Genomic DNA, 12,709 nt, shown 5'->3' with positions numbered 1-12,709 from the left:
CGGACATCGGTGGTTGGGTGTCGGCGTCACAAACGCGCGCGCATTCGTCAGGTGCGCGCGATTCCGCTGGCGAACAGGTGACCAATACGCGAGCGTTTCGCAAACGCGCGCGCGTTTGCGGGGACCGGCGGGCTCACACCACCGCAGCAGGCGAGCTCGACGCGACGGCCGCCGCCGGGTCGATCCCCGAGGACAGGTCAGCGAGAATGCCCACAGCCGAGGTGATGTCGGGAAGTGAGCGAGTGAACGGAATACGCTGATGATCGTCGAAGGCGTATCCCGTTCCGAATCGTAATCCGGGTGCCAGCAGCAATCCGTGCGAATGGGCGTCGGCGACGAGGGCACTGGATCGGGTGCCGTCGGGTAGGGAACACCACAATGCCAGGCCTCCGCTCGGAACGCGAAAGTGCCAATCAGGCAATCGATCTCGTATCAGCGCGACGGTGTGATCGCATGCGACTCTCGACATATCGGCGCGCACCCGGCGTACCTCGTCGTATCGACTGAGTAATTCCGTCGCGGCCAGCTGATCGATGACGGACACCGAAAGTTGGCGTCGCGCATACATTGCGGAGATTCTCGCCACCAGACCTGTTTCGGCTCGAACCCAGCCGACTCGCAGCCCTCCCCACACGGTCTTGCTCGTGGACCCGATCGTCACCGTCGCAACGTCCGGGGTTGCCGCACCGAAGGGTTCGATGTCGGGCGACCCGTCTAGGGACAGGTCTGCTGCTACCTCGTCGACGATGGTCAGTATTGCGTGGCGGTGCATGGTGGCGGACAGCTGTCGACGGGTGCGGAGGGGGAGTCGCGCACCGGATGGATTGGAGAAGTCGGGCATGAAATACGCCAGCGTGGGAGCGCTCTGTCGAGCGGCCCGATCTGCTGATGCCACGAATTCGTCGGTGTCGTCCGGGTCGATGGGTACCGGGATGCATCGGCCGCCGAGCGAATGAACGAGCTCGACGACACCCGGATACGTCGGATGCTCGACCAACACTCGGGCACCGGGCTCGGTGAACGTTGCCAGCACCGCATGAATGGCGTCGGTGGCACCGGAGGTGACGAGAATGTTGTCGGCGGTGGTCGGGACCCCTCGCCCTCGGTAGTACGCGGCGATGGATTCGCGGAGCTCGAACAGACCGGACGGAGCATAGCCGCCCAAGGTGAAACGGTCTCGAATCTTCTCCGCCGCAACGCCGTACGCATCGGACAGCATGGGCGACGCAGAGGGGGACGCGTTGACGAACTCCAGGTTCGCAGTCTCCCGATCGCCCGCGAGCGAACCCCACGACGGCAGCGAACCGGTAGGCGAAACGTATGTGCCCGAACCGCGCTGGGCGCTGATCCACCCGCCCTCGCGAAGGTGCTTGTAGGCCGACGCGACCGTGACCCGACTGACATCGAGACTGATCGACAGCGCCCGCTCGGCGGGCAACCGCGTCTGAGCCGACACCTCGCCGTTCTCGATCAACCGCCGCAACTCATCGGCGATCTCGAGGTAGAGCGGACCGCCGGATCTGTTCCGCAGCGTCGACGGGCCGATCCGTGCTGCCAACTCCGGGGCCGAGATCGCCGTTGCGTCGAAAGGATCCATACAGGCCACTCTTGCACACTGGACTGCAATATTCGGCCTAGAACCAGTCCATTGTTGTTCCATGATCGCAATTGGAGCTGTTGTGGCCCTATCTGTCATCGGAGCAGGGTGGACTGTGGTCGCATTGCGCGACGGTGGGAGAAGTGCCCCCACGGGGCCTCCGCGCAGTCGGGTGCAGGCAGACTGATGTAGTTGTCCACGGATCGCAGACGCAATCCGGGGTCGCGGAGGACAATCGAATCCATGCCTGCTCCCGTCGAATTCTCCACCCTCGATCTGCCGCTCGAGGAACGGATCGAACGCTGGGAGGGGCACAATGCGGACGTTCTGATCGGGCTGCGCTGCCGCATGCTGGAGGTGAAGCAGCTCGAAGCCACCGGAACGAACCTTCGGCTCGAATCGATGGACCTGGCGCGCGTCGTCGGAACTTCGCACGTGGTGGAACGAGACGCGGAGTTGATTCGGCGACACCCGTCGGACTCCGTCATGCTGTACTTCAGCCTCGTGGGAGATGCATTCTTCTACTCGGAGGACGGCATTCGTGCTGTCGGGCCGGGTCAAGGGTTGTTGCTCGACGCCGACACAGCCTTCATGCGGGGCTTCTCCCACGGCCTGGAGGAGCTGGTGGTGAAGATGCCCCGCTCGCTGTTCGCGGACGTTTCGGGTGCGGCGTCTCTCGTGGGCCCCACGATGTTCGACTTCTCCCCGAGCGGCAATGTGTACGCGGCGGCGCTCGCTCGGCAAGTGGGAAGAGCAACCGGTCGCGACGCGGCTTCGCCCGACGAGCACGCGATCCTCGAACTCGTCTCGGTGCTGACCACCGGTGCCCGCGCGAACCTGAACTCGGCGCATCGAGCGGCGGCGCGTTCGTTCATCGAGCAACGCCTGCCCGACGCTTCGCTGTCTGCCGCACAGGTGGCACGCGCAGTAGGGATCAGTGCCCGGCACCTGTCGCGGGTGTTCGCCGACGACGGCATCAGCGTGCCCAAGTACATCCTCGAGCGGCGGCTCGCACGTGCCCACGCGCAGCTCACCGCACCCCTCGATGTGTCGGTGACCATTGCCGACATCGCTCGATCGTGCGGGTTCTCGTCCGCCACATACTTCTCGAAATCGTTCGTGGCCAGATTCGGCCACCGTGCAACCGATGTCCGACGCGACGCGGTGATCATTCGATCGGCGGGGTGACACTCACGAAATCGGCCATGTGTGTCGGTTTGCGCCGAGCTCGGCACGATTGATGACAACACCGCAGAGTGATGCAGGACACTCGATCACAGAGCCCGAGACGAGAGTCGGGCACGACGAAGGGTGTGTTCCATGCCGGTGTTCGACGACGGCCAGAAGGCCACAGAGCTGCCCGATTCCTCGGTGGTCGAGACCGACGTTCTCATCGTCGGCTCGGGACCGGCCGGTGGATCCGCGGCATTGCTGCTGTCCACTCTCGGGATCCCCAACATCATGATCACCAAGTACCGCTGGACGGCCAACACCCCACGCGCTCACATCACCAACCAGCGCACCATGGAGGTCTTCCGCGACGTCGGTATGGCAGACCAGGTGCTGGCCGACGCCACCGAGCACGGGCTCGTCGGAGACACCGTGTTCTGCACCTCGATCGCGGGTGAGGAGATCGGCCGCATCCGCACGTGGGGTACCGGGGCCGATCGAGAGGCGGACTACCAGCTCGCGTCGCCGTGCCTGACCGTCGACATTCCCCAGACGTACCTCGAGCCCATCCTGGTGAAGAACGCGACGATGCGGGGAACCCAGGCCCAGTTCTCCACCGAATACCTCTCACACGTGCAGGACGCCGACGGGGTCAGTGTCTCGGTGGTCGATCGACTCACCGGACACCGCTACACGATCCGTGCCAAGTACCTGATCGGCGCGGACGGAGCGCGTTCCAAGGTGGCCGCGGACCTCGATCTTCCGTTCGAGGGCGCGATGGACATCGCCGGGTCGATGAACATCACCTTCAAGGCCGACATCGCCGAGTACGTCGGACACCGACCGTCGGTGCTGTACTGGGTGATTCAGCCCGGATCCAACGTCGGCGGCATCGGTGCCGGGTTGGTTCGCATGGTCCGGCCGTGGAACGAGTGGCTCGTGGTCTGGGGATTCGACATCGCGCAGCCACCGCCGGTGGTGAACGAGGCCGCCGCCGTCGAGATCGTTCGCAGCCTGCTGGGCATGCCGGAGCTCGACGTCGAGATCACCGGAACATCGCTGTGGGGCAACAACGAAATGTACGCCACGCATCTGCAGAAGGGCCGGGTGTTCTGTGCGGGCGACGCCATCCACCGACATCCGCCGAGCAACGGGCTCGGCTCGAACACCTCGATCCAGGACTCCTACAATCTCGCGTGGAAGATCGCCGAGGTGCTGAAGGGTCAGGCAGGCGAAGCGTTGCTCGATACCTACACCGCCGAGCGTGCCCCGGTGGCCGAGCGAATCGTCAAGCGTGCCAACCGCTCCGGTCGTGAGTTCGCAGACCTGTTCCACGCCCTCGGGGTCACCGACGCCAAGACCGAGGAGGAGATGGTCGAACGCATCGAAGAGCGCAAGGCCAACACGCCTGCGGGCGCGGCGAAGCGGGCCGCGCTGGTGAAGGCGATGGAGATCAAGAACTACGAGTTCAACGCCCACGGAGTCGAATTGGGCCAGTTCTACACGTCCTCGGCCGTCGTGCCCGACGGGGTTCTGCCCGAGGCGGTACGAGACCCGGACCTGTACTACCAGGTCTCCACCGTGCCGGGATCCCACCTGCCGCACGCCTGGGTGGGCGACAACATGCATAAGTTCGCGATGATGGATCTTGCGCCCTACGACCGCTTCACGCTCATCACGGGAGTCGCAGGATCGGATTGGGAGTCGGCGGCCGACAAGATCGGTCACGAGTTGGGTGTATCCGTCGAGGCCGTTGTGATCGGACCGGGACGTGACGTCACCGACCTGTACTTCGACTGGTCTCGGCTCCGTGAGGTGACCGAGAGCGGTGCATTGTTGGTCCGCCCGGACAAGCACATCTGCTGGCGTGCACACGAACTCGCGGCAGACCCCGCGGAAGCCCTGCGACAGGCATTGACCGCGGTCCTCTCGCGATGACCTACGACTTCGCCTACGAGGCGAACCCGATGCGGGTGCGATTCGGCGCGGGCTCACTGTCGGCTCTGGCCGACGAGCTCGACCACCTCGGCCTGCGGCGCGTCCTCGTTCTCTGCTCGCCGAGCCAGAAGGGCACAGCCGAACGTATTGCCTCGATGCTCGGAGACCGATGCGTGGGGGTGCGGGCCGACGCCGTGATGCACGTGCCGTCGGAGGTGGCGAAAAGATCCAGCGCCGAGGTCCTTTCCCTCGGTGCCGACGGCTGCGTCACCGTCGGCGGTGGCTCCTCGATCGGCCTCGGCAAGGCCATCGCCCTCGTACACGGGCTCCCGATCGTGGCCGTTCCCACCACGTACGCCGGATCGGAGATGACCCCGGTGTGGGGTCTGACGACCGACGGGCACAAGGAAACCGGTCGCGACATCAGGGTGCTGCCACGCAGCGTCGTCTACGACCCCGAGCTGACGACCGGCCTTCCGGTCGACATCTCCGTCACGAGTGGAGTCAACGCCGTGGCGCACGCCGTCGAAGCGCTCTATGCACCCGACATCAGCCCGATCGTTGCACTGATGGCCGAGGACGGGGTGCGCGCACTCGCGTCGGCGCTCCCGGCGATCGTGGCCGACCACCTCGATCCGCAAGCGCGCAGCGACGCGCTCTACGGTGCCTGGTTGTGCGGTGCCACTCTCGGTGCCACCACGATGTCGTTGAACCACAAGCTGTGTCACTCGCTCGGCGGCACCTTGAACCTGCCGCACGCTCCGACTCATACGGTGGTGTTGCCGCACGTGTTGGCCTTCAATCAGTCGGCTGCACCCAGCGCAGTGACCGCGCTCTCGCGTGCACTTCCCGGTTCCGGGGACCCGGCAACCCGGTTGTGGGAGCTCTGTCGCAGACTCGGAGCGCCACGTTCTCTGGCCGAATTGGGTATGAAGGAGAAGGACATCGACCGGATTGCCGACGACGTGACGAGCAGGTCGTACGGAAACCCGCGTCCCGTCACCCGTGAGGCCGCCACAGCCATTCTGCACGCAGCGTGGGCCGGCGACCCGCCGACCGACATCGGACAGCGAGAGAGACCATGACCGAGCAGACCATGACCGGACAAGCACAGGATGCCGTCGAAGAGCGGTTGGTGGAGAACGTACTTCGATCGTTCGACGACTGCACCGATCCCCGGTTGAAGCAGGTGATGACCTCGCTGGTGCACCACCTGCACGGATTCATTCGCGATGTGCGACTGACCGAACAGGAGTGGAACACCGCCATCGGATTTCTGACCGAGGTCGGTCACATCACCGACGACCGTCGTCAGGAATTCATTCTGCTCTCCGACGTCCTCGGGGCATCGATGCAGACGATCAACGTGAACAACCCCGCCTACGAGGACGCGACCGAGGCGACCGTGTTCGGTCCGTTCTTCGTCGACGACGCACCTCGTATCGAGAACGGTGGTGATGCATCGGGAGGTGCTGCCGGACAACCGTGCTGGGTCGAGGGAACCGTGCGCGACACCGACGGCACGCCCATTCCCGGTGCACGCATCGAAATCTGGGAAGCCGACGAGGACGGGTTCTACGACGTTCAGTACGACGACGCGCGTGTCGGCGGTCGAGCGCACCTCTACAGTGACGACAACGGGCACTATCGATTCTGGGCGCTGACTCCGACTCCGTATCCGATTCCGCATGACGGGCCGGTCGGACGCATGCTCACTGCGACCGGTCGCTCGCCGATGCGGGCATCGCACCTGCACTTCATGGTGACGGCACCGGGAATGCGCACGCTGGTGACGCACATCTTTGTCAGCGGCGACGACCTGCTGGGCAGCGACACGGTGTTCGGAGTCAAAGAGTCCCTGATCAAGGACTTCGTCGAGCAGCCGTCGGGAACAGCGACTCCGGACGGTCGCGATGTCGGTGACAGAACGTGGGCCAGGGCCGACTTCGACATCGTGCTCGCACCAGTAGGCGAGTCCTGACGCGTCAGTGTTCGACCGACCGACCGGCAGTGATCGAATCGACGAACGGAGTCAGCAGCAGCGCGAAATCATCTGCAGCAGCAGCAATATCGTGCGGGGGCTCGGGGATGTAGCTCAACGCCAGACGCACGATTGCCCTGCTGATGACGTCTGCCTGCCGCGGGCTCGCGCCTACCCAGCCGCGTTGGAAGGTGCTCGCGAGTCGGTCTCCCGCGCGCTCGATCAGTACGGCACTGTCGGTGGTGATCAGGCGGAGCAGATCCTCGGGGGCGTCGCCACCGTGCAGTGATCGCACGAGGGGATCCAGCGCACTCAGCTGGAAGAACGACGAGAAACCCTGGCGCAGGGCAGCGCCGGCATCGTCGGGATGCTCGTACAGTGCGGTCTCGCACAGGTCGACGAAAATGTCCGTCAATCTGATGGCGTACCCCTGTGCGACGCCGCGCCGTGAACCGAACTCGTTGTACAGGCTTTGTCTGCTCAGGCCGGCAGCCTTGGCGATGTGACTCATCGTCACGTTGCGCCAGTTGCGCTCGTGCAACAACTCGCGCAGCGCATCGAGTGCGGTATCGCGGGCAAGGGTCGACGCGGCTTCACGGTATCGACCGGGGGTCGACGTCTGTTCGGCTGCGGGCATGAACACGACTCTATCGAACGACCGCATGCGGCTGATCCAGCCAATCCTCTCCGAGGAGATCCCGATCGACACGGTCTTGGCTCGAGATGAGGGATCTGATCTGCCGGATGTCCTTGGGATACCCCACTCCGATAGCTCCGACGAGCGTATCGCCGCGCAGCGCACAGACGGTGAAGCGCCGGTCCTCGATGGAGCCGCGAACCACGACGTACTCGTCGTCCGCGCTGGTCCACCCCGCGAACTGCAGGTTGACGCCGTGCTGAGTGGACCACCCCCACGGAACGTCGAGATCGCCGACGTCGAGACCGAGGATGGACCGGGCGGCCCGGGTCGCCTGATCGACGGCCCCGTTCCAGTGCTCGCTCCGATAGGTGCCGCCGAGGATGGTGTTGGGCACCTCGGCGACGTCACCTGCCGCGTAGATGCCGGCCGCCGATGTTCTCATCTCGGCATCCACCAGGATTCCCGACGCGGTTTCGAGGCCCATGTCCGCCCCGAGCTCGATGTTGGCGACCGAGCCGACGGACACCAGAACTGTGCCGGCGGACCATGAGCGTCCGTCCTGAGCGGTGGCGAGGAGCGTGCCGTCGGGCAGCTTCTCCAGCTCGGTCACGGAGACGTCGGTGTGCATCGTTATACCGTTGTCGCCGTGCAGGTCTCGATACATCTGCGAGATCGCGGCCGGTGCGATCCGGCTCAGCGGAGTCGAGGCTGCCTCCAACACCGTGACCTCGGCACCGAGTGACCGGGCCGCTGCCGCCGCCTCGCACCCGATCAGGCCGCCACCGATCACCAGCAGTGATCCTGTTCGGAGGATGTCGGCGTGCAGCGGGGCGACGTCGGCGGCGCTGCGGAGCGTGAACACGTGACCCGATCCCAATCGATCGAGTTGTCGTGCCCGAGAACCCGTTGCCAGCAGCAGGGCGTCGTACGGGACCTGATCGCCGTCGTCCAGTTGCACGGCCGAATCGGTGACGGCGGTAGCCGTGACGCCGGTGCGAACGTCGACACCGTCGATGGCGGCACCCAGCTGAACCTGATCGACCGACTTGGTTCCCAGCAGCAGCTCCTTGGAGACCGCCGGACGACGGTAGGTGGCCTCCTGTTCGTTGCCGATCAGCGTGACGGACCCGGTGAAGCCCTCGGCGCGTAGCACTTTGGCGGCGGTGTACCCGGTGGCACCGGTGCCGACGATCACGACGCGGCCGGGTTGCCGAGTATTCACCCGCGTTCGACCTCGACCATCTCGAAATCGGCCTTGGCAGCGCCACAATCGGGGCACGACCAGTCGTCGGGAATATCGTCCCAGCGCGTGCCTGGCTCGATTCCGTCCTCGGGCCAGCCCAGTTCTTCGTCGTACTCGAATCCACACTGAACGCAGCGGTAGAGCTTCATGCCTTACTCCTGAAGTCGATTTTTTCGCGAACACCGCAGTCGGGGCACGGCCAGTCGTCCGGTACCTCGGACCATGCGGTGCCGGCCGGAAAGCCCTCGCGCGGTGCGCCGTTGGACTCGTCGTACACGAACTCGCACACCGGGCACTCGAAGGCAGCCATCACTTCGCTCCGTAGGCAGCGAGGATCTTCTCCCGCTTGGACGGCTGGATGTTGACGCGGGTGATGTCGCCGTCGTAGTGATCGAGAACGCGGTGGTCCATCACCTTGCGCCACACGGGCGGGAAATAGGCCAGAGAGATCATGCTCGCGTAACCACTCGGCAAGTTGGGTGCACCGTCCATGCTGCGTAGTGTCTGGTAGCGCCGAGTGGGGTTGGCGTGGTGATCACTGTGTCGCTGAAGGTGATACAGAAAGATGTTGGTCACGATGTGATCGGAGTTCCAGCTGTGCTCGGGGGTGCATCGTTCGTAACGGCCGTTGTCCTTCTTCTGACGCTGCAAGCCGTAGTGCTCGAGGTAGTTGACCGTCTCCAGCAGGGAGAAGCCATAGATTGCTTGAATGACCAAGAACGGCAGCACGATCGGACCGAACACGGCAACGAGAACGGCGTAGAGGACGACGGACATCAACCAGGCGTTGAGCACATCGTTGTGAATACTCCACGTGCTCTTGCCCAGACGCTCCATGCGAGTCTTCTCGAGCTCCCAGGACGACCGCAGGCTTCCCCACACGCTACGGGGGAGGAAGGCCCAGAAACTCTCACCGAACTTCGAGCTCGCCGGATCCTCGGGAGTGGCGACGCGAACATGGTGGCCGCGATTGTGTTCGATGTAGAAGTGGCCGTAGAACGTCTGTGCCAGAGTGATTTTCGACAGCCAGCGCTCGAGCTCGTCCTTCTTGTGCCCGAGTTCGTGAGCGGTGTTGATGCCCACCCCGCCCATGACGCCGATGCTGATGGCCAGGCCGATCTTCGAGAGCAGCCCCAATCCGCCGTCGATGCCGAGCCACGAGAGGTTGTCGGTGGACCAGAGGTAGCAGGCGAACACCAGGCTCGCGAGCTGGAACGGAATGTAGGCATAGGTGCAGTAGCGGTAGTACTTGTCTTCCTCGAGCGCCTTCATCACCTCGTCGGGTGGATTGTCGCCGTCGGGACCGAAGAAGCGGTCGAGAATCGGGAGCAATCCATAGACGAGCAGCGCGCCGATCCACCACCAGACCGGAGCCACCGCATTCCAGCCGAGCTGGTTGAAGGCCCACACCAGACCGGTGGCCAGGAACACTGCCGTGGGCGGAATCAGGCCCATGAGCCAGAGATGTCGCTTGCGGTCGTGCCACTCGTCGACCGGCGTCTGTGCCTGGTCGTCGATGTTCGATGCGGTCATCGTCACTCCTCGTGTAAGTCCGATCACTATGAATTGGACAATACACCGAATTTGTCAGCCTGATGGACAAATCTCGAAATTTGTACAAACTGCTGATGTGGGTGTGGCCACGCCCACAGCGACACTTTTCGGTCAGATCCAGCTGCTACCTTCCGATTCGTTGTGGCCGGTAACAGTCGGCCATGACATTCGTAGGTCCGTCTGTATCCCGTCGGGGGTACTTCACAACAGGAGTAGCTATGGACGCATTCATCGCCAAGATCATCGTCGACGTCATCCTCGGGCTCATCGGCAGCGGAAGCGCCGAGAGCGGCAGCACTGCAGTGAGCGCATTGCTCGGTTCCTGACGACGGGGGCTGCGCCGGTGCGATACCGGCGCAGCCTGCCCGGGAGTCGAGTCGCGGTGAGGGGGGCTCGTTTGTACTCTTGGCCGCGAGACAGGGAGACCGCCACCGCGCCATGAGCAATGACAACGATGACCCGCACGGCGACAGCCGTAGCTCTCGCGGGCGCAGCAGGCACCGACGGCCCAAGAAGACGAGTCGACGCATCCTCGGGGGCTTCGGCCTGCTGGTCGTCGTCGCTCTCGGCCTCGGTGCGTGGTTGGCTTACACGGCCAACGCCGCGTACACCAATTTGAACCAGGCCAGCGAATACGCCCAGGCAGCGAAAACTGCACTGCTGGCGGGAGATACGAGCAAGGCCGAGGACTCCGTCGACGATGCGGTGCGGACCTCGACCCGCGCGAAGGACGCCACCGACTCACTGATCTGGACTGCTGCTGCGGCAATTCCCTATGTGGGGCAACCGCTGGACGTCGTTTCTCGAATTGCCGACGTCGTCAACGGTCTGACCGTCGACGTGCTGACGCCGGCGGTCGCGGTGGGCACCGCTCTCGACCCGAGTCAGCTGCGCGGACCCGACCGGGCCATCGACATCGGTGCTCTGCGCGACGCCTCGCCGGCGTTGTCTCGGGCCGCCGCCGCGGCCGCCGAGCTCGATGTGCAGTCGCAGGCGATCGGGGAACCGGCGTTCATCGCGCAAATCTCCGACGCTCGGACTCGGCTGCAGGATCGGACGCACGAGCTGAACTCCCTGTTGGCGAACACCGACATCGCGGCCAAGGTACTCCCGGCGATGCTCGGGGCGGACGGCCCGCGCAGTTACTTCATGGCTTTTCAGACACTGTCGGAATCCCGAGGAACCGGCGGACTGATCGGCGGATTCGGGATCGTGCGTGCCGTCGACGGCACGGTGACGGTCGATTCGCTCGCCAGCAATGCCGAACTCCGGATTCCCTACGACCCGATCGATCTCGGTCCGGACTTCTTCAACGCCTACGAGACTCGCTTCCAACCGACACAGAATTGGCAGAACAGCAACGTCAGCCCGCACTTCCCGTATTCCGGGCGGATCTGGCAGTCGATGTGGCAGCAGGAGACCGGCGAGCGTGTCGACGGGGCGCTGGCAACCGACCCGGTTGCGCTCGGGTACATCCTCGATGTCGTCGGCCCGATCACGATGAGCGACGGTGAAGTGATCGATGGATCCAACGTCGTACGAGTCACGCAGTCCGACGCCTACTTCCGCTTCGAGAACGACAACTCCGCACGCAAGGCGTATCTCCAGGACATCGCCGCCAGGGTCGTCGCGAAGATGCAGGGCAACATCGCGTCGCCGCGCGCTCTTCTCGAAGCACTCGGAAAAGCGGCCGGCGAAGGCCACATCGCCGTATGGAGCGCGGACGCGGCACTGCAATCGATTCTGGGTCCCACCAAGATCGGCCACGAAGTACCGGACAGCCCCGACCCGTACGCCGCACTGGTGGTGAACAACGGTGCGGGCGGCAAGCTCGACTACTACTTACAGCGCAAGGTCACTTACTCCGCGCAGACCTGTGACGGCGCGACGCGGACCACCCACGTGGTCGCCGAGCTCACCAACAATGCGCCCCTGCAGGACTACACCACGTATATCGCAGGTAGACAGAACGATTCGACTCGATACGACGGGCCGCCGGGAACCAACCGCTCGGTGGTGGCGCTGTACGCAACGCAGGGTGCAACGTTGACGAACGCGACGATCAACGGCACACCCCTGTTCTTGCTGACCGCCGCCGAACGCGGCCACCCGGTGTTCTACGTTCCGGTCGTCATCGAACCGGGTAGGACCAAGACCATCGAGTACAACCTCGTCGAACCGAACGTAGCCGGCAAGGCTTCGGCACCGGTTCAGCCGCAATCGGTTCCGGTACCGACCGAGGTGGATTTCCCTGACTGCTCGTGATCGCAACCCGGCATCGGGAACGGTGGGGCCGATGGGCCCGCGACAACTGCGCGGATACCCGGCCTGCCTCGCACATCTGCGCACGCTGCGAACGGCGATGCTCGCGGGTGGTGATGACGCCGGAGTGACGGACCCGAGTGTTCAGGATCGTCCGTCGGACGCGGGATTCCGCCGATGGGCGTCGATGCTGAACACTCCGGTGCGGTCGGCCTGTGGATAACTCCGCTATGTCCACAGGTTTCGAAACTGCCTCTGGCGCAGACTTCGTCGATCGTCCACCGTATTCACATGGGGGTATGTACAGCGGGGGACTTGATGGCC

General features: G+C 64.3%; 13 protein-coding genes. 6 read left to right on the top strand and 7 right to left on the bottom strand.

Annotation, left to right across the window (positions count from 1 at the left end; all coding sequences use genetic code 11):
* Positions 1–133: 133 nt before the first annotated feature.
* Both yczR and BH93_RS23810 read right to left on the bottom strand, forming a co-directional pair.
* Positions 134–1,597 (bottom strand): aminotransferase-like domain-containing protein, encoded by a 1,464-nt coding sequence (gene yczR / locus BH93_RS23815; RefSeq protein ID WP_037172922.1) that lies wholly within the window; start codon positions 1,595–1,597, stop codon positions 134–136.
* 95 nt (positions 1,598–1,692) lie between these two features.
* Positions 1,693–1,842 (bottom strand): hypothetical protein, encoded by a 150-nt coding sequence (locus tag BH93_RS23810; protein ID WP_155290909.1) that lies wholly within the window; start codon positions 1,840–1,842, stop codon positions 1,693–1,695.
* Here BH93_RS23810 and BH93_RS23805 point away from each other — a divergent pair.
* The 4 genes from BH93_RS23805 (at position 1,841) to BH93_RS23790 (ending at position 6,686) form a co-directional block, all read left to right on the top strand.
* Entirely contained in the window at positions 1,841–2,785 is a 945-nt protein-coding gene (locus BH93_RS23805; RefSeq protein WP_037172920.1) for a helix-turn-helix domain-containing protein, read from the top strand. The two genes, BH93_RS23810 and BH93_RS23805, sit on opposite strands and share 2 nt — an antisense overlap.
* A gap of 132 nt (positions 2,786–2,917) precedes the next feature.
* Positions 2,918–4,705: an FAD-dependent oxidoreductase gene (locus BH93_RS23800; RefSeq protein ID WP_037172919.1), complete on the top strand. Its 1,788-nt coding sequence runs from the start codon at positions 2,918–2,920 to the stop codon at positions 4,703–4,705.
* On the top strand, positions 4,702–5,790 hold the full coding sequence (locus BH93_RS23795; protein WP_037172917.1) for a maleylacetate reductase: 1,089 nt from the start codon (positions 4,702–4,704) through the stop codon (positions 5,788–5,790). The genes BH93_RS23800 and BH93_RS23795 overlap by 4 nt, the downstream gene beginning before the upstream one ends.
* Entirely contained in the window at positions 5,787–6,686 is a 900-nt protein-coding gene (locus tag BH93_RS23790; RefSeq protein WP_037172915.1) for a dioxygenase family protein, read from the top strand. The genes BH93_RS23795 and BH93_RS23790 overlap by 4 nt, the downstream gene beginning before the upstream one ends.
* Before the next feature lie 4 nt (positions 6,687–6,690).
* Here BH93_RS23790 and BH93_RS23785 read toward each other — a convergent pair whose 3' ends face one another.
* Genes BH93_RS23785 through BH93_RS23765 form a run of 5 tightly spaced genes read right to left on the bottom strand, consistent with a single transcriptional unit; the run spans position 6,691 to position 10,102 of the window.
* Positions 6,691–7,323, bottom strand: a complete 633-nt coding sequence (locus BH93_RS23785; RefSeq protein ID WP_037173440.1) for a TetR/AcrR family transcriptional regulator — start codon at positions 7,321–7,323, stop codon at positions 6,691–6,693.
* Positions 7,324–7,333: 10 nt separating this feature from the next.
* A complete protein-coding gene (locus tag BH93_RS23780; protein ID WP_037172914.1) occupies positions 7,334–8,548 on the bottom strand; it encodes an NAD(P)/FAD-dependent oxidoreductase in 1,215 nt (404 codons plus the stop codon).
* Positions 8,545–8,718: a rubredoxin gene (locus BH93_RS23775; protein ID WP_027495558.1), complete on the bottom strand. Its 174-nt coding sequence runs from the start codon at positions 8,716–8,718 to the stop codon at positions 8,545–8,547. The genes BH93_RS23780 and BH93_RS23775 overlap by 4 nt, the downstream gene beginning before the upstream one ends.
* Positions 8,715–8,879 (bottom strand): rubredoxin, encoded by a 165-nt coding sequence (locus BH93_RS23770; protein ID WP_032405486.1) that lies wholly within the window; start codon positions 8,877–8,879, stop codon positions 8,715–8,717. Before BH93_RS23770 ends, BH93_RS23775 begins: the two co-directional genes overlap by 4 nt.
* Entirely contained in the window at positions 8,879–10,102 is a 1,224-nt protein-coding gene (locus BH93_RS23765) for an alkane 1-monooxygenase (protein WP_037173439.1), read from the bottom strand. The genes BH93_RS23770 and BH93_RS23765 overlap by 1 nt, the downstream gene beginning before the upstream one ends.
* 459 nt (positions 10,103–10,561) lie before the next feature.
* Here BH93_RS23765 and BH93_RS23760 point away from each other — a divergent pair, with 459 nt between their 5' ends.
* Complete coding sequence (locus BH93_RS23760; protein ID WP_080738981.1) at positions 10,562–12,388, top strand: DUF4012 domain-containing protein; 1,827 nt, start codon at positions 10,562–10,564, stop codon at positions 12,386–12,388.
* A gap of 31 nt (positions 12,389–12,419) precedes the next feature.
* The gene (locus BH93_RS23755) at positions 12,420–12,608 is read left to right on the top strand and encodes a hypothetical protein (RefSeq protein WP_037172912.1); all 189 of its coding nucleotides are present in this window, start codon (positions 12,420–12,422) and stop codon (positions 12,606–12,608) included.
* The last annotated feature ends 101 nt before the right edge of the window (positions 12,609–12,709 follow it).

This window comes from Rhodococcoides fascians A25f (genome assembly GCF_000760935.2).
Classification (GTDB): Bacteria; Actinomycetota; Actinomycetes; order Mycobacteriales; family Mycobacteriaceae; genus Rhodococcoides.
This window is presented reverse-complemented; position numbering and strand designations above follow the sequence as displayed.

Bases quoted from the DNA above. Each gene is read 5' to 3' on its own strand.
- yczR (WP_037172922.1), bottom strand. From the start codon at position 1,597: ATGGATCCTTTCGACGCAACGGCGATCTCGGCCCCGGAGTTGGCAGCA.
- BH93_RS23805 (WP_037172920.1), top strand. From the start codon at position 1,841: ATGCCTGCTCCCGTCGAATTCTCCACCCTCGATCTGCCGCTCGAGGAA.
- BH93_RS23810 (WP_155290909.1), bottom strand. From the start codon at position 1,842: ATGGATTCGATTGTCCTCCGCGACCCCGGATTGCGTCTGCGATCCGTG.
- BH93_RS23800 (WP_037172919.1), top strand. From the start codon at position 2,918: ATGCCGGTGTTCGACGACGGCCAGAAGGCCACAGAGCTGCCCGATTCC.
- BH93_RS23795 (WP_037172917.1), top strand. From the start codon at position 4,702: ATGACCTACGACTTCGCCTACGAGGCGAACCCGATGCGGGTGCGATTC.
- BH93_RS23790 (WP_037172915.1), top strand. From the start codon at position 5,787: ATGACCGAGCAGACCATGACCGGACAAGCACAGGATGCCGTCGAAGAG.
- BH93_RS23785 (WP_037173440.1), bottom strand. From the start codon at position 7,323: ATGCCCGCAGCCGAACAGACGTCGACCCCCGGTCGATACCGTGAAGCC.
- BH93_RS23775 (WP_027495558.1), bottom strand. From the start codon at position 8,718: ATGAAGCTCTACCGCTGCGTTCAGTGTGGATTCGAGTACGACGAAGAA.
- BH93_RS23770 (WP_032405486.1), bottom strand. From the start codon at position 8,879: ATGGCTGCCTTCGAGTGCCCGGTGTGCGAGTTCGTGTACGACGAGTCC.
- BH93_RS23765 (WP_037173439.1), bottom strand. From the start codon at position 10,102: ATGACCGCATCGAACATCGACGACCAGGCACAGACGCCGGTCGACGAG.
- BH93_RS23760 (WP_080738981.1), top strand. From the start codon at position 10,562: ATGAGCAATGACAACGATGACCCGCACGGCGACAGCCGTAGCTCTCGC.
- BH93_RS23755 (WP_037172912.1), top strand. From the start codon at position 12,420: ATGGGCCCGCGACAACTGCGCGGATACCCGGCCTGCCTCGCACATCTG.